This is a genomic window from Deinococcus alpinitundrae (genome assembly GCF_009982895.1).
GTDB classification, from domain to species: domain Bacteria; phylum Deinococcota; class Deinococci; order Deinococcales; family Deinococcaceae; genus Deinococcus; species Deinococcus alpinitundrae.
In genome coordinates this window covers 15,264-34,438 of record NZ_WXZL01000011.1, presented here as the reverse complement: position 1 = coordinate 34,438, position 19,175 = coordinate 15,264, and the positions used below count along the sequence as shown (strand labels likewise).

The 19,175-nt window shown below is 65.8% G+C and carries 20 protein-coding genes; 13 read left to right on the top strand and 7 right to left on the bottom strand.

Translation table 11 applies throughout. The features are described from left to right. Positions 1–93 precede the first annotated feature (93 nt). The 3 genes from rnhB to GUI70_RS11775 form a co-directional block, all read right to left on the bottom strand. Positions 94–735: a ribonuclease HII gene (gene rnhB / locus GUI70_RS11785; RefSeq protein ID WP_161882514.1), complete on the bottom strand. Its 642-nt coding sequence runs from the start codon at positions 733–735 to the stop codon at positions 94–96. 66 nt (positions 736–801) lie between these two features. After that, a complete protein-coding gene (locus GUI70_RS11780; RefSeq protein ID WP_161882513.1) occupies positions 802–1,830 on the bottom strand; it encodes a phosphohydrolase in 1,029 nt (342 codons plus the stop codon). A gap of 189 nt (positions 1,831–2,019) precedes the next feature. After that, entirely contained in the window at positions 2,020–2,811 is a 792-nt protein-coding gene (locus GUI70_RS11775) for an enoyl-CoA hydratase/isomerase family protein (RefSeq protein ID WP_161882512.1), read from the bottom strand. A gap of 374 nt (positions 2,812–3,185) precedes the next feature. Here GUI70_RS11775 and GUI70_RS11770 point away from each other — a divergent pair, with 374 nt between their 5' ends. The 3 genes from GUI70_RS11770 to GUI70_RS11760 all read left to right on the top strand — a co-directional run bounded on the left by GUI70_RS11770 (position 3,186) and on the right by GUI70_RS11760 (position 6,592). After that, positions 3,186–4,511 carry a collagen-like triple helix repeat-containing protein gene (locus GUI70_RS11770; RefSeq protein WP_161882511.1) on the top strand — a complete coding sequence of 442 codons (1,326 nt, stop codon included), beginning with the start codon at positions 3,186–3,188 and terminating at the stop codon, positions 4,509–4,511. A 182-nt stretch (positions 4,512–4,693) separates the two neighbouring features. Beyond that, positions 4,694–5,356, top strand: coding sequence for a hypothetical protein (locus tag GUI70_RS11765; RefSeq protein WP_161882510.1), 663 nt, complete (start codon positions 4,694–4,696; stop codon positions 5,354–5,356). A 66-nt stretch (positions 5,357–5,422) separates the two neighbouring features. Beyond that, complete coding sequence (locus GUI70_RS11760) at positions 5,423–6,592, top strand: FtsX-like permease family protein (protein ID WP_237724859.1); 1,170 nt, start codon at positions 5,423–5,425, stop codon at positions 6,590–6,592. Between the two features lie 82 nt (positions 6,593–6,674). On the opposite strand, the gene GUI70_RS11755 is transcribed toward GUI70_RS11760, so the two are convergent. Continuing rightward, positions 6,675–7,739 carry an HD-GYP domain-containing protein gene (locus GUI70_RS11755; RefSeq protein WP_161882509.1) on the bottom strand — a complete coding sequence of 355 codons (1,065 nt, stop codon included), beginning with the start codon at positions 7,737–7,739 and terminating at the stop codon, positions 6,675–6,677. Positions 7,740–7,950: 211 nt separating this feature from the next. Here GUI70_RS11755 and GUI70_RS11750 point away from each other — a divergent pair, with 211 nt between their 5' ends. Both GUI70_RS11750 and GUI70_RS11745 read left to right on the top strand, forming a co-directional pair. Further along, positions 7,951–8,724, top strand: a complete 774-nt coding sequence (locus tag GUI70_RS11750) for a TIGR00282 family metallophosphoesterase (RefSeq protein ID WP_161882508.1) — start codon at positions 7,951–7,953, stop codon at positions 8,722–8,724. 93 nt (positions 8,725–8,817) lie between these two features. Continuing rightward, the gene (locus GUI70_RS11745; RefSeq protein ID WP_161882507.1) at positions 8,818–11,307 is read left to right on the top strand and encodes a phosphoenolpyruvate carboxylase; all 2,490 of its coding nucleotides are present in this window, start codon (positions 8,818–8,820) and stop codon (positions 11,305–11,307) included. A gap of 184 nt (positions 11,308–11,491) precedes the next feature. On the opposite strand, the gene GUI70_RS24330 is transcribed toward GUI70_RS11745, so the two are convergent. After that, positions 11,492–11,623, bottom strand: a complete 132-nt coding sequence (locus GUI70_RS24330) for an HVA1 family protein (protein ID WP_237724858.1) — start codon at positions 11,621–11,623, stop codon at positions 11,492–11,494. A gap of 437 nt (positions 11,624–12,060) precedes the next feature. Here GUI70_RS24330 and GUI70_RS11735 point away from each other — a divergent pair, with 437 nt between their 5' ends. The 3 genes from GUI70_RS11735 (at position 12,061) to GUI70_RS11725 (ending at position 13,567) form a co-directional block, all read left to right on the top strand. Then, positions 12,061–12,369 carry a hypothetical protein gene (locus tag GUI70_RS11735; protein ID WP_161882506.1) on the top strand — a complete coding sequence of 103 codons (309 nt, stop codon included), beginning with the start codon at positions 12,061–12,063 and terminating at the stop codon, positions 12,367–12,369. 62 nt (positions 12,370–12,431) lie between these two features. Then, positions 12,432–13,070: a DUF1402 family protein gene (locus GUI70_RS11730; RefSeq protein WP_161882505.1), complete on the top strand. Its 639-nt coding sequence runs from the start codon at positions 12,432–12,434 to the stop codon at positions 13,068–13,070. 59 nt (positions 13,071–13,129) lie between these two features. Next, complete coding sequence (locus GUI70_RS11725; protein WP_161882504.1) at positions 13,130–13,567, top strand: response regulator; 438 nt, start codon at positions 13,130–13,132, stop codon at positions 13,565–13,567. A 78-nt stretch (positions 13,568–13,645) separates the two neighbouring features. Here the strand turns inward: GUI70_RS11725 and GUI70_RS11720 are convergent, their stop codons facing one another. Next, a complete protein-coding gene (locus tag GUI70_RS11720) occupies positions 13,646–14,266 on the bottom strand; it encodes a nitroreductase family protein (RefSeq protein ID WP_161882503.1) in 621 nt (206 codons plus the stop codon). 87 nt (positions 14,267–14,353) lie between these two features. Here GUI70_RS11720 and GUI70_RS11715 point away from each other — a divergent pair, with 87 nt between their 5' ends. Continuing rightward, on the top strand, positions 14,354–14,713 hold the full coding sequence (locus GUI70_RS11715; protein ID WP_161882502.1) for a winged helix-turn-helix transcriptional regulator: 360 nt from the start codon (positions 14,354–14,356) through the stop codon (positions 14,711–14,713). A 119-nt stretch (positions 14,714–14,832) separates the two neighbouring features. After that, complete coding sequence (locus GUI70_RS11710; protein WP_438503486.1) at positions 14,833–15,414, top strand: phosphoribosyltransferase family protein; 582 nt, start codon at positions 14,833–14,835, stop codon at positions 15,412–15,414. Between the two features lie 37 nt (positions 15,415–15,451). Here the strand turns inward: GUI70_RS11710 and GUI70_RS11705 are convergent, their stop codons facing one another. Continuing rightward, positions 15,452–15,823, bottom strand: coding sequence for a hypothetical protein (locus GUI70_RS11705; protein ID WP_161882501.1), 372 nt, complete (start codon positions 15,821–15,823; stop codon positions 15,452–15,454). A gap of 155 nt (positions 15,824–15,978) precedes the next feature. On the opposite strand from GUI70_RS11705, the gene GUI70_RS11700 reads away from it, so the two are divergent. The 3 genes from GUI70_RS11700 to GUI70_RS11690 all read left to right on the top strand — a co-directional run bounded on the left by GUI70_RS11700 (position 15,979) and on the right by GUI70_RS11690 (position 19,083). Further along, complete coding sequence (locus GUI70_RS11700; RefSeq protein ID WP_161882500.1) at positions 15,979–16,824, top strand: hypothetical protein; 846 nt, start codon at positions 15,979–15,981, stop codon at positions 16,822–16,824. A gap of 2 nt (positions 16,825–16,826) precedes the next feature. Continuing rightward, the gene (locus GUI70_RS11695; protein ID WP_161882499.1) at positions 16,827–17,201 is read left to right on the top strand and encodes a DUF8082 domain-containing protein; all 375 of its coding nucleotides are present in this window, start codon (positions 16,827–16,829) and stop codon (positions 17,199–17,201) included. 157 nt (positions 17,202–17,358) lie between these two features. Next, positions 17,359–19,083: a HAMP domain-containing protein gene (locus GUI70_RS11690; protein WP_161882498.1), complete on the top strand. Its 1,725-nt coding sequence runs from the start codon at positions 17,359–17,361 to the stop codon at positions 19,081–19,083. The last annotated feature ends 92 nt before the right edge of the window (positions 19,084–19,175 follow it).

The following is a 19,175-nucleotide window of genomic DNA, read 5'->3' as shown; positions in this document are numbered from 1 at the left end:
GGACAGGCTAGCATCGTGGACAGGAGTCCGTTTTAGAATGGGAGCAGAACACTCCTCCGGACAAGCAGGAGAGCAGCCAAGTCGCTCAGCATGTCAACTTTCCTCCAGTAGCCGCGCTTCAAGGAGTCGGGCCACCGGCGCGAAGGTGCGCCGGTGAATGGCGCTCACGCCCAGCTGGGCCAGGGCCGAGCGGTGCTGCGGCGCGCCGTACCCCTTGTGGGCGGCAAAGCCGTAGCCGGGATAATCGGCGTCGAGCTGCACCATCAAAGCGTCGCGCTTGGTCTTGGCCAGCAGTGAAGCCGCTGCCACCGAGTAGCTCAGCGCGTCGGCGCGGGCCGGGGCCGAGTAGGGTAACCCGGTGGGCAACCGCAGATAATCGGTGACGAGCGCCTGCGGGCTGATGCCCAGGCGGGCAATCGCGCGCAGGGCGGCGGCGTGGGTGGCTCCCAGGATATTGAGGCGGTCGATCTCGTCGGGCCAGGCGTGCTCAACGGCGTAGGCCAGCGCCACCCGGCGCACCTCGGCGGCTAGGACCTCGCGCACGGCGGGGCGCAATTGCTTGCTGTCACGAAACGGCAGATCGCCCAGGTGGTTCGGCAAGATGACGGCAGCCACCGTCACCGGCCCGGCCCAGGCCCCGCGCCCGGCCTCGTCCACGCCCGCCACCCGAAAATATCCGCGCCGCCAGTGGGCGCGCTCATAGCTCCAGTCGGGCGTCACGGAAGGCTGGGACATGGGGCAAGTGTAGAACGTGGCGAGGGGGAATCGCCTGTCACCACCCACCATTGCCCACAATTCCCTCTAGCGGCTCTGCACGCCCACGTCGAGCGACTCTGCCACCGCCTGCACGGCTTCGAGCTGGCTGTCATGCACCTCCACGGCCACCGTCTCGCCGCTGTCTAGATCCATTACGAAATGGTCACCGTCGAGACGCACCCGGCTGACGATCTGCTCGTCGCCCTGCGGACGGGTGCGGGCGTGCAGTTCCACGTACCTGCTCAGCGGCGTGCGGATGACCTTGGGAGCCAGCACTTCTTCGACCTGAAAGATGCCGCCGGAATTGTTCATGGTCACATCGATGCGCACCGGCTTGTTCAGGCCGCGCTCGATGACGACCTGATCGACGGCCAGAGCACTGATCGAGTGAATGTCCACGCTGCCCAGCGCAAAGGCCTTGCGCCCGCGTCCCTTGGTGATGTCGGTGCCGTCGGCCACCGCCGTGATCCCCGCCTCGATGGTCAGCGGCGGCGGGTTGAGGTCGTGGCAATTGATGCAGCCGAGGATGATGCTGCGAATCTTGGTGCGCTTGAACACGTCCGGATAAACCGGCTCCAGAATGCGGTTGATGATCGGCAGGGCCAGCATCACGCCGTGCTGCTCGTGCGAGGCGCGGTGAATCTGGTTGCCGATGTCGTGCAGCATGGTGCCGAGAATGACGCTGAGGTACACGTCGTCCGTGTCACCGATGCCGCTCTCCAGGATGTCCGGGCGCACCCCGCCTTCCAGCAGCAGTTCGAGAATCGCTAAGCTGGCCGCCCCGGTGATGAAGGCGTGGACTCGCCCGTGATCGTTGTAGCCGAGCTTACGCATGGTGATGTAATTGGCCATGTCCCAGTCGGCCAGCGCTTCGGGGTCGCCTTGCAGGGCGTCGTAGGCGGCCAGGGCGCGCGGGTACTGGGCGAGGTCGGCGCGAATGGCCCGATCGGCCTCCTCGATCAGCTTGGCGCGGGGCGTGGCGAATTCCACCGTTCGGCCAGCCGTCTGGCGGCGGGTGGCCACGTCGTGCAGCGCGCCGCCGCTGACGTTCAGGGTAAATTTCTGGTCGGTCATTTCGGCTCCTCAGGGGTGAGGCAAAACAGAGTTGTGGCAGGGCACCAGCGGAAAGAATGCAGGGAAACGGAACAGCCTGCCCCCGAACTCTAGCGGTCAGGGACAGGTTGTTTTCTGACGGCTCTTACGTTGACCGCCGCCACTTTGCTTGCCCCAGTTCAGCTCAGCGTCAGCCGAACCGGGGCGGGCTTATTCGCCCTGAAAATCGGCCTTGCGCTTGGCCAGAAACGCCGCCGTGCCTTCCTTGAAGTCGGCGGTCGCGGCGGCCATGCCGAACAGGTCGGCCTCTATTTCCAGTCCTTCTTCCAGAGAGCCGTTGAGCCCGCGCCGCACCGCTTCCTTGACCAGCGATAGGGCAATCGGGGCATTCCTGGTCATCTGCTGGGCCACCTCGCGGGCTTTTTCGAGCGGGTTCTCGGCCAGATAATTGACCAGGCCCATCTGCAACGCTTCCTCGGCCCCGACCTGACGCCCGGTCAACATCATGTCGAGCGCCCGGCCCGGCCCGATCAGGCGCGGCAGGCGCTGAGTGCCGCCGTAGCCGGGAATTAGGCCCAGTGTCACTTCCGGCAGGCCCAGCTTGGCACGCGGCGAGGCGATCCGCACGTCACAGGCCAGCGCCAGTTCCAAACCGCCGCCCAGTGCGTAACCGTCAATGGCCGCAATCGTCGGAAACGGCAGCGAGGCGATCTCATGCATCACATTCTGGCCCGAGAGCGACGTCTCGCGCCCGGCATAGACCCCGTCCAGACGGCTGAGTTCGGCGATGTCGGCCCCGGCCACAAAGGCCTTGCCGCCGCCCCCGGTGATAATTAGGGCTGCGACCTCGGCGGTTTCGGCGACGGCCTCGATGGCCTCGACCAGTTCGCTCATCACTTCGCCGCTCAGCGCGTTGAGGGCCTGCGGGCGGTTGATGGTCAGCACCGCCAGATCGCCGTGCTGATCGAGGGTCAAGGTGGTGAATTCAAGTTCGTCAAGCATGCCGCTCATCTTCTCACAGCGGCGGCGTGAATCCGATTTGTGAACTCCGGCAGGCTGCCGGACCAGACGAAAGCATGACAGGCACCGGGGGTCTTTTCACATCTTCAGTCAGGTTCAAGAAGGCCTTCATTTTCTCATCGGAAATGCCAAAAACAAGCACTCAGTCAGCACTAGAAGTACTCACAGACAAAAGTGTCTCGGCCACACCAAGGGAAAGAAGGTCAGAAACCACCACAACGGCCAACCTTAAGCAAAGTCACAGTCAACCTGCCTTGTCGCCCCGTTCATAGGCCGCTCACGGAAGCTGCCTACGGTAGAAGACGAGATCGTGAGCCGTAAGGCATGAAGCCACGACGAGTCACTAGGAGAACGCTATGAAAAAGATTTTGACGATTGCTGCGACGATGGCCCTTGCCCTGGGCGTGGCCAGCGCACAAGACACCGCCCCGGTGACCAGCGCTACCGTGACCAACTTCACCGACATTCCGGCGGGCCACTGGGCCAAAGACGCCGTCGATCTGATTGTCCAGCGTGGCCTGATCCAGGGCTTCCCTGACGGCACTTTCCGTGGCAACGAGAACCTGACGCGCTACCAGGCGGCCCTGATCTTCGCTCGCCTGCTCCAGACCGGTGCACTGAGCGCCGCTGCCCAGCCCGCAGCGACCGGTGGCCTGAGCGCCGAAGACTTGGCGACCATCACCAAGGGCATGCAGGACGTGTCGACCGAGCTGGCCGCCGTGAGCAGCCGCGTGGATGATCTGGAAACCGCTTCGACGGCCCAGCAGGACCGCATCGCGGCGCTGGAAGACCAGATTGCCGCCATGGGCGACGCCTCAGCTTCGAGCAGCAGCGACGAGATGAGCGCCCGTATTGACGCGCTGGAGCAGGCCGTTCAGAACATCCCAGCGGGCGAGACTGGACCGGCAGGCGAAGCGGGTCCCGCAGGCCCGGCGGGCGCAGTAGGTCCCCAGGGTCCGGCGGGCGACGTCGGCCCGGCGGGCCCGGTAGGTCCCCAGGGTCCGGCCGGCCCAGCAGGTCCCACCGCCAATGTGGACGCCCTGACGGCCCGCGTGGCCGCCCTGGAAGCCCGCAGCACCAGCACCACGACCACCAACAGCACCGTGACCACCACCCCGGCCACTCCCTCCACCACCGTGGTGATCGGTGACGTTGCGCCCGACACCAGCATGACCATGATGGCCGACGACCAGAGCAACAGCGGTCTGTACGCGGGCATCAGCACCAGCGCGACCTTTAGCGGCGCGCAGGGTAGCCTCTTCGGCAAGGACGTGCCGTTTGTCAGCAGCTTCGGCGCAACCGTGGGAGCCAGTAAGGTCCTGTTCGGACTGGGCCTGCGCGCCAACGTAGACTACGTGCCCCAGACCCAGGCCATCCAGGCCGACGTCAACGCCATGTACTCGCTCGGCGCGGGTCGCCTGTCGCCTTACGTCGGCGTGGGCTTCGGTCTGAGCAGCAGCGCCGTGAGTGACATTGACAGCACCAAGGCCAACGACTACTACGTCAACGGTATCATCGGGGCCGACTACAAGATTGTCGGCAACCTGAGCGCCTTCGGCGAGTTCAACGGCAAGTATTACCTCAGCAACAAGGGCATTGGCACCAACAACACCAGCACCACGGACACCACGAGCAAGTCCTTCTCGCCCGCCGCCAAGATCGGCCTGAAGTACTACTTCTAAACTTTCTGAACTCGGATGGCGCATTCGCTTATTGAATGCCCCTTTCGAACCGGAGCGCTCGCCACTGGTGGTGGGCCGCTCCGGTTTTTTGTCGTGCATTTTTTTTGTGCCTCATACTCACGCCTGACCGCTAAGCTGAACGCCACCGTCCCGCTCTCCACGCTCTCATCCCGAGGTTGCCTATGACCCGCATGCTTACTGCCGCCCTGCTGCTCGCCCTGCTCAGCCAGGCTGCCGCCCAAACAACAGACCAAACGACGGAGCAGCCGCCCGTCACCCAACCACCGGTGATCCAGTCAGCGCCCACGACCAACCCTGCGACCAATATAGCCGCGCCCACCGCCCCACCCGCTCCGATCACGCCGCCGACCCCGCCGGTCGCCCCACTCTCCAGTCGCCTCTACGCTGGGGTCAGCATTGCGCCCTCACTGAGCGGCGGAGGCACAGCCTACGGCATCGTGGTGGGCAGCTCACAGGTCTTCGGCTCGTTCGGCGCGCAGGCAGCGGTGGACTACGTGACGAGTTCGGGCGCACTTTCGGTCGATGCGCTGCTGCTCTACCGCCCCCAGCTCGGCGGCAAGCTGCGGCCCTACCTGGGCGCCGGCCTGGGTCTGACCAGCAGCGCATCGGTGTCCAGCACCCCGACCACACCGGTCAACGGCGTTCAGCCTCCGGTCAAGACAGCCACCGATTACGCCGTCCTGCTGGCCCTAGGCAGCGAGTATCTGCTCACCGATAGCATCGCGGCCAGCGCCGAGATTGATTACCGCAGCCCGTTCAGCAGCAAGGGCACGGCCAACGGCGCTGGCCTGCGAGGGCGGCTGGGCCTCAAATTTTTATTTTGAACCTCTTTGCGCCGCGCCCCGGACACCCGGCCCGGCGCGGCGGTCTTCTGCTATCCTCGCCCAGACGTGGCGGCTCCCTCTTTGTCCCTGACGCTGGCCCGCGCCCATCTGCGGCGGCGGCGCACCCAGAACCTCAGCACCGTGCTGGGAATCGCAGTGGGCGTCATGGTGCTGATCGCCGCCCTGAGTCTGACCAACGGCTTTACCGGCGCGCTGGTGCAAGCGACCCTGCGCGCCAGCCCCCATCTCAGCCTGACCCGCTTCTCGCCGGGCGGCCTCGACCCCCAGATGGAGCGAGCACTCAAAGACAACCAGGCAGTCACCGCCTTCATGCCGTTTCTGGCCGACAAGGGCTTGCTGACTCGACCAGCTTCAGAAGGACGCAGTGCAGGCCTGGATTTCGCCACCCTCTTCGGGGTGACCGCTGAAGCCGGAAAGGTGCTGGCCCTGCCCGCCGATGAAAGCCGCCTGCTCTCGGACCTCAAACCCGGTCATGTGCTGCTGGGCAGCGCCTTGGCGCAGAGTCTGGGGGCCTTTCAGGGCCAGGAGTTGCGGCTGCTGGTCGGCAGCACCCAGCGCCGCAGCACGCTCAAGGTCGCGGGCATCTTCCGCAGCGGCAATTACCTGATCGACAGCGCCTACGCTTTCGTGCCGCTCGCGACCCTACAACAACTTCAGGGCACCACCCACATCAACGGCTATCAGGTGCGGCTGGGCGACCCCGACCTCGCGCCGCAGGTGGGCGAAACGCTCAGCCAGGCGCTGCCGTACAGCAGCTTGCCATGGCAGGACCTCTACGGCTCGCTGCTCGATCAACTCAGACTGCAAAAACAGGTCATCGGCTTCGTGGTCTTCCTGATCGTCATCGTGGCCGCCTTCGGCATCGCCAACGTGCTCACCCTGACCGTTTTCGAGAAGACCCAGGAAATTGCCATTCTACGGGCGATGGGCGCGTCGCGGCAGCACATCATTTGGGCGTTCGTCTGGCAGGGCGCAGCACTCGGCGCGGCGGGATTGCTGCTCGGCAACCTGCTGGGCCTCTTGATCAGCTTGTATTTCACCTGGCGGCCCTTTCAGATTCCCGGCGATTTGTACTTCATCACGGCGCTGCCAGTACAGGTCAGGCTCAGCGACCTGATGTGGGTCAACGCGCTGGGCCTCTCGACCACCCTGCTGGCCGCGCTGCTTCCAGCCCGGCGGGCAGCCAACATCGAACCGGCCCGGATCATCCGCTGAGCAACGTCGGTAGAGGCGCGCCTTGGGCCGGAAGCAGTTGGCTAGGCACAATGGAACAAAAGCATCAGGTCGGGCGGCAAGCCTAAGTTGGGTCCGCTTCGCCCGTCTCGTCCTCTGCGTCCTGATAAAGGTAACCCAGATCGAGCACCCGCTCCAGAAAGAGCCGCACCAGATTGGGATCGAAGGCGCGGCCCGATTCGCGCAGCAAGAACGCCCCGGCGGCCTCGGGCGTCCAGGCATCCTTGTACGAGCGGTTACTCGTCAGGGCGTCGAATACGTCGGCGATCATGACGATGCGCGCCGCAGTGGGAATGCGCTCCGCGAGCAAGCCCGCCGGATAGCCCTGACCATCCCAGCGCTCATGGTGGTGCAGCACGGCCTGGCGGGCCGCGTCCGGCAGAAATTCCAGCCGCTCCAGAATCTCCGCGCCCCATACCGGATGCTGCACGACCACGTCGAACTCATCGGCGCTCAGTGGACCGTGCTTGTTCAGGATGTCCTGCGGCACACGGGCCTTGCCAACATCGTGCAGGGCCGCGCCCCAACGCACGGACCGCAGGCCCGGCTCGTCGAGGCCGTAGATCTCACCGAGCCGGGCGGCGTACGACATCATTCGCACGACGTGCTGGCCCTGCACCGGGTCGAGGGTGGTGCCCAGGCAGGCAATGGTCTGCTCCAGGGCTTCCTCGGCTCGCCGCAGCCGCTCGCTGCGCTCATACGCTTCGCGGGCGGCCAGGCCAGGCTGCTCCAGACTGCCCGCCACCCGCGTCTCACCGCGCTGCCAGACGATCCTGACCCGCCGCGACAGTCCGCCGCGCCCGATGGACGCTTCCTCGCAGACCCCGCTCTCAGCGTAGAGGCCGCGTGGATGGCTGCTTTGCGGCAGCTTGATGAACTGGTGCAGCGGGCGGCCCAGCACGTGCTCGGGCAGCAGCCCGGTGACGCCCTGCCAGTTGCCCCCAACCCGCACCAGAATGCCTGCCTGATCGAGCAGAAAAAGTGCCGAGGGCAGGCAGCGCAGCAACTCGCCGTCATCGGCCTCGATTTCGCGGCGGTCTTCCTCAACGGCCGGACGGGCAGGCGGCGTAATCTGCTCGCTGGCGTCCAGATAATCGTTGAATGGAAACCGGCGAAACGGACCGCTCAACCCACACCAGGCCCTGGCAACGCGGACCCTGCTGAAATCGCCAGAACATTCACCTCTTCATTCTACTTTAAAGTCGGGGCCGGTAAAGAGAGTCCGGTCCGCGCTGCACGTCCCCCTGTTCAGTGGGGCACCACCCGGGGAAGTGATCCGGGGCCAGTGCGGCGTAAACGAATTGACGTGCCGAGTACGCTAAGCCGCTAGAGTGAGCGCCATGTTGCGGGTACTCTTCGTGGGAGACGTGTACGGCAGGCCCGGCAGGCGGGTGCTGGCCGCTCAGTTGCCGACGCTGCGTGACCGGGCCGACTTCATCGTCGTCAACGGCGAGAACGCCGCCGGGGGCTTCGGCCTCAACCGCGAATCGTTCGAGCTGATCGTCTCAGCAGGCGCGGACGCCGTGACGCTGGGCAACCACGCCTGGCACCACCGGGAGGTCTACGGTCTGCTGGACGATCCCCGGCTGATTCGGCCCCTCAACCTGCCAACGGGCACGCCGGGGCGCGGCTGGAACACCTTCACGGTGAACGGCGAGCGCCTCACGGTGGTCAATGTGCTGGGGCGGGTGTTTATGGAAGCGGTGCAAAATCCCTTTCTGGCGATGGACGACCTGCTGACCCAGCCGGATCTCGGCAGCGTCTTCGTGGACTTTCACGCCGAGGCCACCAGTGAGAAGGCGGCGCTGGGGTGGCATCTCGACGGGCGGGTCGCCGCCGTGATCGGTACCCATACCCACGTGCCCACCGCCGATGGCCGCATCCTGCCGCTCGGCACCGCCTTCCAGACCGACGCGGGCTTCACCGGGCCGATGCACAGCATCATCGGGGCCGACCCGGCAGGCCCGCTGCAAAAATTCGTGACCGAGCGCCCCCACCGTTTCGGGGTGCGCGAAGGCCCCGCCGAACTCAACGGCGTCTGGCTGGACATCGAGGGCGGCAGGGCCGTGCGGATCGAGCGCTACCACTTCGAAGAAAGCAGTGGTGAAGGATGAGTGGGCAGTGGTGCCGTCCCCTTGTTACACCCACCATTTCCCACACCACCCACCCGCCTTCCAACCGGACCCGCACCTCAAAGGAGACCATACATGGGCATTCGTGAAGACGTGAATCTGCTGGGCCGCACGCTGGGACAGGTGCTCAGGGAGCAGGAAGGCGAAGACTTCTTCAATCTGGTCGAGGAAGTGCGGGCGCTGGTGCGCCGGGCACGCGGCGGCGAGGGTTCGGCGCAGCTTCAAGCGCTCATCGCCGGACTCGGCACCGACGACGCCGAGAACCTGCTGCGGGCCTTTACCTGGTACTTCCAGCTGGTCAATCTGGCCGAGGAGTATGAGCGGGTGCGCTCCTTGTCGGACACCAAGGGCGTGCGCTCACAGAGCCTGGAACGGGCACTCGGCGACCTCAAGGCGCTGGGCCTGAGCGCCGAGCAGGTCGAAGCGCTGATCAGCCGGGTCAGCCTGGGCCTGACCTTTACCGCCCATCCCACCGAGATGCGGCGGCGCACCGTGCGCAACCATCTGGTCGAGGTGGCCGGGAGCATTCCCGAACTCGGCCACCTCGACCTGACCGAGGAAGCCACCCTGCGCGTGGCGGCGCACATCGAGGCGATGTGGTCCACGCCGGAACTGCGCCGCCTCAAGCCCACCGTGCAAGACGAGGTCAAGGGCGGGCTGAGTTACCTGCCGGTGATCGCCCAGGCCCTGCCGAGGTTGCAGCGCGATCTGGAGCGGGCCTTCGTGCATGTCTACGGACGGCACAGCGACGCCCGACTGCCGCTGAGTTTCAGCTCCTGGATGGGTGGCGACCGTGACGGCAACCCCTTCGTGACCCCGGAAGCGACCCGCGAAACGCTGGAGCTGCACCGCGAACGCGCCCGCGAGCTCTTGCTGACCCACATCCGCCAGACCTACGCCGATCTCAGTCAGGAGAGCAGCGGCGAGGAAGCCTACCGCCGGACCCTGCGCGATTTGCATAATGCCGTGCGCGACGGTCAGCCGGTGGCGCTGCTGCCCAGCCTGGAAGCGCTCGACGCCCGGCTGCGCCAGGACGGCCAGGTTCGCAGCGCCGATCAGCTGCTGACCCCGCTGCTGACGGTGGCACGCACCTTCGGGCAGCATCTGGTGAGCCTCGACGTGCGCGAGCACAGCCAGCTCACCGGCGCGGCGGTGGCCGAGCTGCTGCGCGGCGCGGGCGTTTCGGAGAACTACCTTGACCTGCCCGAGCACGCCAAACTCGACGTGCTGAGCGCCGAACTGCAGTCGCGCCGCCCGCTGTGGCCCGCCGGAATGCCCTTCACCGAAGAACTGGAGCGCACCATCGGGCCGATCCGGGAAGTGCAGCAAGCCGTCGAGAAGGTCGGGCCGCGCGCCTTCGGGCGCTACATCATCAGCATGAGCGAGTCGGTGAGCGACATTCTGGAGCCGCTGCTGCTGGCCCGCGAGGTGGGCTTCCGGATTTTGCCGGTGCCGCTGTTCGAAACGCTGGGCGACTTGCAGCGCGCGCCCAGCGTGATGTGGGAACTGCTCTCACTGCCCGAATACCGCGCCGTGCTGGGCAGCGACGTGCAGGAAATCATGCTGGGCTATTCGGATTCCAACAAGGATGCGGGCTTTCTGGCGGCCAACTGGGCCTTGCACGAGGCGCAGCGTCAGATCAGCGCAGTGTGCCAGCGCTCGAACGTGCCGTGGCGCTTTTTTCACGGGCGCGGCACCAGCATCGGACGCGGCGGCGGCCCGGCCTCGCGGGCCATTCTGGGGCAGCCTGCCGGAACCATCGACGCGGGACTGCGCATCACCGAGCAGGGCGAGGCACTGGCCGACAAGTACAGCCATCCGGTGCTGGCCCACCGCAACCTGGAGCAAGCGCTCTACGGCCTGCTGCTCTCGGCAGCGCGCCCCCAGGCCGACTTGCCTGCCACCTGGACCGACGCCCTGACCGGGGCCAGCGAGGTCAGCGCCCGCACCTACCGCGCCTTGGTCGAGGATGAGCACTTCCTGCCCTTCTTCGAGGCCGTGACGCCCATTCACGAGATCTCGCGGCTGAACATCGCCTCGCGCCCGGTGCGGCGGCCCGGCGCGCCCACCCTGAGCAATTTGCGGGCCATTCCCTGGGTCATGAGCTGGACCCAGAACCGCGCCAATTTGCCGGGCTGGTACGGGCTGCCGGAAGCGATCGGGCACATCGGGCCGGAGCTGGCGCGCGAGATGTATCAGCAGTGGCCCTTTTTCCGCAGCGTGTTGGACAACGCCCAGATGGCACTGGCGAAAAGCGATCCGCAGATTTTCGACGATTACCTGTCGCTGGGCGGGGCCGGAACCGAGCTGGCTGGGCGGCTTCAGCACGCTTACGCGGAGGCGGTGCGGCTGGTGGAGGCGGTCATCGGCGGCGAGTTGCTGGCAGGCGAGCCGCGCCTCAAGCAGAGCATCGCCCTGCGCAACCCCTACATCGACCCGATTCACCGCATTCAGGTGGAGCTGCTGCGCCGCTCCAGGGCCGAGGAAAACGGCCTGGACACCTACGAGCGCCCGCTGCTGTTAAGCGTGCAGGGGATCGCGGCGGGCGTGCGCAACACGGGGTGATTTGGTTCGGATTCAGGGCTGTTCCAAATCGCGAAGAATGCTCTTCACATAAAAGAGCAACGGACCTCGTGTTCGGCTTCATTGGTGTCCGTATGCCTGGTCCTGGGACTCCAACTGCTCGCTCGCACAGGAAGGCCACTGCAAGGAAGCAGTCATCGCCCTGAAATCAGGTTCCAATGGGCCACTACTGAATTTTGCTGAGCGCGTCCGCCGTGTGCGCCACCTGTTTGCCGCCTTCCAGTTCCACGATATAGCGCGGGTCGTCTTTGCTGGCCTGATAGTGAAAGCCGCTGACCTGGCCATCCGCGTGGGCCACCTACACGATCTTGCCGCGTGCCTCGCCGCCGTGACTCTTCCACTTCACCTGATCCCCGACGCTCAGTGTCATCTCGTCTCCTCCTCTCCTGTGCCGCTCTGCCTCGCAGGGTGCCACGTCCGCGCCGCGCTGCCTGTCAGCCGGAACACACCGCCGAAAGTGAAGCTGAGGGCATGCCGCCCGTCGTCTGGATCAACGCCCCTGCGGCGTGGGCAAGACGCACACGCCCCACGCCCTGCACGCCCGCTGGCCCGGCAGTTTCCTATCGGCCACGCACTGCGCCGACTGACACCGTCCGAGCAGCGCCACGCCGATTTTCAGGCGCACCCTCTATGGGTTCCGTTCTTGGTGGACGCACTGGCCGAGGCGCTGCAGCTGGCAGCTGGCCCCGTGATCGTGCCGATGACGCTCAGCGATTCGGCGCGGTTCGGGCCGTCATGAACGGATGGATGGAACGTGGGCTGGACCGTCGGCACTTCACCTTACCGGCTCCGCCCGACGTGGTCCGGGAACGCTTGCGCCAGCGCCTGGAGGTGGAGGACCGTGATTCCTGGACTGGTCGGCAGGTGGAAGGTCGCCTGCGCTCACTTTTAGCTCCACAATTTTGCCGCTATCTCAACACGTTGGGCAAAACAGTGCACGACTTGGCCGAGGCGATCGCCGCCGCGCTCGGATGGCCTGCAGTTGCTCCAGACGAAGCGGTGCGGCGGCGATGGTGGCGCGTCACCTGGGCACACCGCTGCTGATCTGAGCCGCATCTTGACCTTTGGATGACGAAACCTGCACGCGGCTGCGGCAAGCTCAGGGCATGAACATCGCCTTCGACACTCGCGCCCACTTCCAGACCCGCCGCGACGCCTCGAACCCGGCCCTGACACTGGCGGCCCGCCGCTACCAGGTAGACGCCGGGCTGATCGCCGCCATTCTCGCCGACGAGGCGGCACGCTGGGGCCTGGCCGACCAGCTCCAGCACCACTGGGCACAGCTGATCTGCGCCCTGTCCCGGCGACCCGCCGAGCGCCTGATCCAACTGACTGAAACACTACTACGCCGCCCGCTCGGCACCCACAGCCTGGGCCATGCCCAGATGAAACCCGCCACCCTGCATGAGCTCGCCCACAGCGGCCTGATCCGGCTGCCCGCCCACCCGCAGGACCAGATCCGGCTGCTGCTCGACCCGCAGACCGCGTCGTCGCTGGTAGCTGCCCGGGTGCGGCAGACGCTGGAGACATGGCAAGCGGGCGGCGTCGACCTAGGCCACCGCCCGGAGATTCTCGGCACGCTCTATAGCCTGGGCCTGAGCGGTAAGTCAGGCGTTCACCCGCACCCGCTGCCCAACCGGCGCGGCTTGAAGATCGCGGCGGCGGCCCAGCAGTATCACACTAAACTGGCCCACGCTGAACCGACCCGAGCTGGGCGGCGCACCAGCCCGGCGGAAGCAGAATGAACCCCGGAACATCCACCATCTGCCGACCCGGCCAGCCAAAAGCTCTAGACTCTGTGAAGATGCCCAGTCACGCTCCCATTCAGATTCTGCTAGTCGAGGACAATGAGCCGGACGTGATCCTGACCCAGGAAGCGTTTCTCGACGCCAACCTGCCCACCATCATGCAGGTCGCCCGAGACGGCGTGGAGGCCATGCAGATCCTGCGCCGCGAGGGCGAGTTCGGCGCGTCGCCGCGTCCCGACGTGATCTTGCTTGACATCAATATGCCGCGCAAGAACGGCCTGGAAGTGCTGGCCGAACTCAAAGACGACCCGGCCCTGCGCACCATTCCGGTGGTGGTGCTCACCACTTCGCAGGCCGAGGAAGACATCTTGCGCAGCTACCAGAACCACGCCAGCAGCTACATCGTCAAACCGGTGGAGTTCGATCAGTTTTACAGCGCGATTCAGGCGCTCGGTCAGTACATGCTCGGCACCGTCAGACTCCCGCCTCATTAAATCAGCAGTGAGGTCAGCTGGGAGCGTCCAACGCAAAAGCCCCACCACGCGGGCAGGGCCAGTCTCAGAACCTGAAGCTCAGTAGAAGGTGGCGACGCGCTCGATGGCGTGGCGGTGGTGCGGGAAGCCGTCCTCGGCACGCTTGCCGAGGGGCAGCAGGCCAGCAAACTGCACGTGCTCCGGCAGGCCGAGCAGTTCTTTGACCTTGTCAGGCTGGAAGCCGAGCATCGGCACGGTGTCGTAGTCCAAGCTGCGGGCGGCCAGCATCAGGAACCCGAAGGCGATGTTGGCCTGTGCCAGTCCCCACTGACCCCGCTGCGCCACGTCCATTCCGGCGAAGTTCTTGCGAAACCCCTCGGCGCGGGTCTGGCGCTCCTCCTCGCTCATGCTGGAGGGCAGAGTCTGCTCGATGGTGTTCAGGGCGTCTTCCATGTCGCTGTAGACGACCAGCACGGCAGGCGCGCTGGTGACCTGCCCCTGGTTGTACGACGCTTCCTGCAATTTGGTCTGTAGGTCGGGATTCTGAATCACGGCAACGCGCCAGGTTTGCACATTGTTGGCGCTGGGCGCGAGGCTGGCCAAGCGCAGGATCTCGCGCAAATCAGCTTGATCGAGCGGCTCCTGCACGAACTTGCGGATGCTGCGGCGGGTTTCGATGGCTTCTCTGACGCTGCTGGGCTTGATCTGTGTGGCGGTCATGGAACAAGACTAAACCAACTGGTTTGAAAAGTCAAGTAGTGTGTCGAGCCTAGCAATTTGAAGACGAAGGGCGTGTATACTTCTAGCATGATTCAGGAACAGCACGGCATCTTTTGTCCGGTCTACCGGGCCATCGGCGTGTTGCAAGAAAAGTGGGTGCTGCATATCGTGCGCTCGCTCCTGGCCGGTCCCAAGGGGTTCAATGAGCTTTCACGGGCCATCGGCGGGTGCAACAGCGCCACCTTGACCCAGCGGCTGGAAGGTCTGGAAACGCTCGGCATCATCAGCAAGGCCACCGACCAGGAAGCCCAGGGCAAGCTGGCCCGCAGCATCTATACCCTGACGCCTGCCGGACAAGAACTTCAGCGGGTCATCGGGGCCATCAGCGACTGGGCCGATCTTCATCTCAGCGAGGAAGAGATCGTCAAGACGCCCTGCGCAGGCTGAGGGGCGCAACAAGGAAACGAGAGACGGGGAAGTCAGGCCACCACGCCCGCTTCCCCGGTTTTCATCTCTGCCGCTGGCCCCGCACCACCCCCAGCCGGTTTTCGCTACAATGCGCAGCCGTGAACAATGCAGATCAGTCAGCCGCGCCGGGCACGTCTTCAGCCAGCCAGCGCCGCATTCACCCGGTGCAGGTGGGCACGGTCACACGCGAGTTGCCCGTCGTCGAGGTCGCGCCGGGCGTCAGCATCGCTCTTTTCAACATGCTCGGCGACACCGAGGTCACCGAGGCGGCAGGCAAGGCGCTGGCCCAGATGATCCCCGAGGGCGTGGACGTGCTGGTCACGCCGGAAGTCAAGGCGCTGGGGCTGGCGCACGTCATCAGCCGCGAGTCGGGGCTGCCCTACGTCGTCGTTCGCAAGACCGTCAAGCCGTACATGGTCGAGCCGGTGGCGCGCGAGGTGGTCAGCATCACCACCGGCAAGCCGCAACTGCTGGTGCTCGACGGCTTCGACGTGCCGAAAATCAAAGGCCACAAGGTCGCCATCGTGGACGACGTAGTGTCAAGCGGCGGCACCCTGGCCAGCCTGCGCCAGATCATTGAGGAAGTCGGCGGCGAGGTTGCGGCGGTGGTGGCGGTGTTTACCGAGGGCCAGGAGCGAGAAGAAGTCACGGCGCTGGGGCATCTGCCGCTGTTTCAGTAACCCGCTGGGCCGTCACCTGGCCGCGCGAAGGTCCCACTCATTTCAAGCTGTTCAATTCGCGCAGATCAAGCTGACGCAGCAGCGCCCCGCCGTAAAGCAGCATGGCCCGGTAATCGGCCTTTGCAGCGGCGGGCAACTCGAATTCGGCGCTGCGGTGCTGGGCGTCGAGGTAGCGGCTGTCGCGCCCCAGTTCGCGGTCACCGGCAAACCACACCACGCTGAGGTAATCGGCCTGCATGGGGCCGTCCACCTGCGCTGACAGGGCAAGCGCGTCGCCCCGGCGCTGCAAGGTCGCCTGGGTGATTCTGAGCGGCAGGGCCACCTGCACCGGAGCGGGAATTACCGGAATGAAGTTGTAGCGGCAGCCGCACAGCAAAGCGCACAGCAGTATAGGAGCGAGACGAAGCATGCGCTGCCCAGCATAGCGGCTTTCAGCGTGGTGGAGGGCAGAGCCGGGCCGGGTGTAGTTGCGATGAAGGTTACAAAGTCTGCCAAGAAATGAAGAAAATTTCATATGAGTAAGCGGTGTGTAAGAGACAAAGGCGTCTGATAACCGCAGCCGTGATGACCATTCCTTCCCCCACTATCCGCAGCGCGCGTTTCTGGCTTCCGCTTCCCAGCCGCCAGCCGCTCTACTTGCTGTCTACCGATCACTATCCCTGGAGCGAGGTGTGCGCCGACATCGAGCAGCGTCCCCTGCTCAGCGCGGTGCTCGAAGCGCGTCAGGACGGACGCCAGGGCCGGATGATGTGGAACACGGGGGCCGTACTCGGCGGCTTCGATCAGACAACCGACCTGAGCCTCGGCGAGTTCATGCTGGCGTTCTCGCGCGCCACCATACAGCTCTCGGTGCTGGAGCCGTCCACCGCGATCACCGCCTGGCAGTGCCGCAACGCCCAGCCTGAGGCCGTCAGCGAAGCCTGGCCCGCTGCCCAGACGCAACTGGCCAGCAGCGGCTTTTCCGGCGCGCTGCTCGGCGGCGAGCGCGGCTCGGTCATCAGTTTCTGGCAGTCCGGCAGACCGGTGGCAGGCAGCCTGCCGGTGGGCGGCGTCGTCTACAAGCTCAACGCGCCGCAACAGCTCAGAACGCCGGAACTGGTGCAGTTCTGGTCGCAGGTCCTGACCATGACGGCAACGCAGAGCAGCACTGTCGCCGACGTGTGGCGCAGCTCGGCTGCCGAACTCGCCGAGCGCCACCCGGTGCTCGATCCGTTCGCCCGCGAGGTGTGGCTCGACCAGCTTTCGGTGCAGGCGCTGCCGGATCTCAACGTGACCGAACTGCGCGACGCCCTGTTGGCGGTCTTCGAGGCCACCTTGCGGCGGCTGCGGCTGCGGCTGCGGGCACTGCCGCTCGCCGAGCTGCAAGCCTCGCCGATCTGGATCGCCTCGGGAGCAGGTGATCTGGTGTGACCATGTCCTGGCCCAGCGGCGTTACCGATCAGACTCCCTTACCCTTTACCCTATGGCGCGTGCTCGACGCGCTGGCAGACAATCCGCAGCGCCTGGGCAACGACCCCCAGGTTCAGGAAGCGCTCTCGCTGGCCGAACAATATGCCGCACGTGCCCAGCGCCAGGAGCAGCTCGTCGACGACCGGCTCTTCGTCGAGGTGAGTGCGGCGCTGATGGCCTGCGTCGGGCCGATGGGCCGTGTGATGGTCGAGGACGCCCTCGACGAGTTGCCTGCGCCCGCGCGCCTATCGGCCCTGCTGCGCGCCATTGCCCAGGAACTCGAAGACACCCAGCGTCAGGCCTTCGCCAGGCAACTGCGGGCGCGGGAGATCGTATGAGCGCGACCTTGCACTGGCCCACAGGGAAGCGGACCGGGGCACCCACTCCGGTTCCTGGCAGCCATAGGGCTGAGCGTTTTGACACCTTAACCGCCATACATTATTCCACCAACAGCCCAACCGCCACCGCGCAGCGAAGTGATTCAGGGGAGTCAGCATGAAGTACACCGTCGTGATCGAACAGGCCGTTCCGGAAGAGCAGCAGGCCCAGCTCCAGCAGGCCCTCTCCACCCGCTTTCAGCTCTCCGCCGACCAGGCCCGCAAGCTGGCGACCCGCCGGGGCGGCCGCCTGATGAAGCCCACCGGGCGCGAGCGGGCCACCGTGCTGCTGGAGATCTTCAAGGAAGTCAACGCTCAGGTGCGCCTGGAACAGGTGGCCGAGACCGCCGAGTTGCCGGATGCGGTGCCTGCCGCGCCTCTGGAATTGGGCCGCGTGCCCACCTCGCTGCCGATCAACCGAACCGACCTGCACGCCACCGAGTTCGGCCAGGTGGTAACGCCGCCAGGCCGCGATCAGCGCGTCGCTACCCTCGACAGCCCGGTGATGGTGGCCCGCGCCGATCCTGGCCTGGCCGTGACCTCGGCCGTCTCCCCCACGGCAGGATCGCCCGCACCGCTGGCCCCGGTGGGCGACGATTTCTGGGACCAGTTGGCCGCACCCGCCTTCAAGCCTGAAGCGGCTGACGCTTCCGGCAATCTCTTTGCACCCGTCCCCGGCAGCCAGGCCAGCTTCCCCGAACAGCAAGCCTCGGCAGCTGCCGTTTCCGAACTGCCTGCGTCCCAGCTGTCCGGTCTGCCCGCCAGCGCCGAGCTGTCCGGCTCGCAAACCCTTGGCCTGGCCAGCAGCGTAGACGCCGCGCCCGCCGACAGTTGGGCGGATTTCACCGGGGCGCTCACCATCACCGACACGCCTGCTGCGCCGAAAGCTGCCGATCAAGCACCGGAACTGATCATGCAGTCCAGTGAGCGCGACACGCCGCTGGGCCGCCGCCAGCCGCTGCTGCGCCGCCTGACCGTCGCCTCGGTGACGCCGTTGGCCGTCTACACGGTGCTGACCCTGGGCACCCTGAGCATCGTGCTGACCTCCTCACAGCGCTCGCTGATCTCGACGAGTGCGGCAACCATCGCCGCCGCCGTGGGATCGGTCCTCAACACCACCGACCAGAACACCGTCAACCAGCAGCTCGGCACTTTGCTCAACCGCCAGTCGGTGGGCTTCGTGCAAGTCGAGTTGCCGGACGGCACCACCTTCTTCCGCAGCCAGTCGCCGGGCCTCGACGCGGTGCTGGGCGAGCGGGTGGGCACCTGGGTCAAGGCCAACCCATCAAGCGGCGTGTTCGTGCAAAACGACACCCCGGCGCAGCTCTACAACGCCCAGCTTCAGCAGCTCGTCAGCGTGGGCGCGCAGGACTCCGAGCCAGCGGCAGTGCTCAAGCGGGCCGTCAATAACCCCGACAACCAGACTATCGGCAACCGCAACTTCCAGGTGGAGCGCATCGGGGTCTACACCAAGCCCGACGGCAGCCGCGAAACGCGCGGCGCCAACGAGAAGAGCGCCAATACCCTGCTCTACCGCATTGCCGTCGGCGTGCCGATCGACTCGGCCCAGACCCAGCTTCGCAACACCTTGCTGACCCTGCTGGCGGCGGGCCTGCTGGCCATGCTGCTGGGTGCGGCGCTCGCCGCCCGCGCGGCGCGGCGCATCGTGCAGCCGATCGAGCGTCTGGTGACGGCTGCCGACGCCATCAGCCTCGGGGACCTGAGCCAGTCGGTGAAGGCCGAAGCCAACGACGAGGTGGGCGATCTGGCCCAGGCGCTGGAGCGCATGCGCCTGAGCCTCGACGCCGCGATGGAGCGTCTGCGCAAGCGCCGCAAGACCTGAGCAATTGCCCTGCTCTCAAGCCTGGCCCCAGACACTCGATGTCGGGGCCAGCTTTTTGTGGTCGTGGTTCTGATTTGTTCGGTATCCGAACC

Coding starts and splice junctions, on each gene's coding strand:
- rnhB (WP_161882514.1), bottom strand. CDS start 735: ATGTCCCAGCCTTCCGTGACGCCCGACTGGAGCTATGAGCGCGCCCAC.
- GUI70_RS11780 (WP_161882513.1), bottom strand. CDS start 1,830: ATGACCGACCAGAAATTTACCCTGAACGTCAGCGGCGGCGCGCTGCAC.
- GUI70_RS11775 (WP_161882512.1), bottom strand. CDS start 2,811: ATGCTTGACGAACTTGAATTCACCACCTTGACCCTCGATCAGCACGGC.
- GUI70_RS11770 (WP_161882511.1), top strand. CDS start 3,186: ATGAAAAAGATTTTGACGATTGCTGCGACGATGGCCCTTGCCCTGGGC.
- GUI70_RS11765 (WP_161882510.1), top strand. CDS start 4,694: ATGACCCGCATGCTTACTGCCGCCCTGCTGCTCGCCCTGCTCAGCCAG.
- GUI70_RS11750 (WP_161882508.1), top strand. CDS start 7,951: ATGTTGCGGGTACTCTTCGTGGGAGACGTGTACGGCAGGCCCGGCAGG.
- GUI70_RS11745 (WP_161882507.1), top strand. CDS start 8,818: ATGGGCATTCGTGAAGACGTGAATCTGCTGGGCCGCACGCTGGGACAG.
- GUI70_RS11735 (WP_161882506.1), top strand. CDS start 12,061: ATGAACGGATGGATGGAACGTGGGCTGGACCGTCGGCACTTCACCTTA.
- GUI70_RS11730 (WP_161882505.1), top strand. CDS start 12,432: ATGAACATCGCCTTCGACACTCGCGCCCACTTCCAGACCCGCCGCGAC.
- GUI70_RS11725 (WP_161882504.1), top strand. CDS start 13,130: ATGCCCAGTCACGCTCCCATTCAGATTCTGCTAGTCGAGGACAATGAG.
- GUI70_RS11720 (WP_161882503.1), bottom strand. CDS start 14,266: ATGACCGCCACACAGATCAAGCCCAGCAGCGTCAGAGAAGCCATCGAA.
- GUI70_RS11715 (WP_161882502.1), top strand. CDS start 14,354: ATGATTCAGGAACAGCACGGCATCTTTTGTCCGGTCTACCGGGCCATC.
- GUI70_RS11705 (WP_161882501.1), bottom strand. CDS start 15,823: ATGCTTCGTCTCGCTCCTATACTGCTGTGCGCTTTGCTGTGCGGCTGC.
- GUI70_RS11700 (WP_161882500.1), top strand. CDS start 15,979: ATGACCATTCCTTCCCCCACTATCCGCAGCGCGCGTTTCTGGCTTCCG.
- GUI70_RS11695 (WP_161882499.1), top strand. CDS start 16,827: ATGTCCTGGCCCAGCGGCGTTACCGATCAGACTCCCTTACCCTTTACC.
- GUI70_RS11690 (WP_161882498.1), top strand. CDS start 17,359: ATGAAGTACACCGTCGTGATCGAACAGGCCGTTCCGGAAGAGCAGCAG.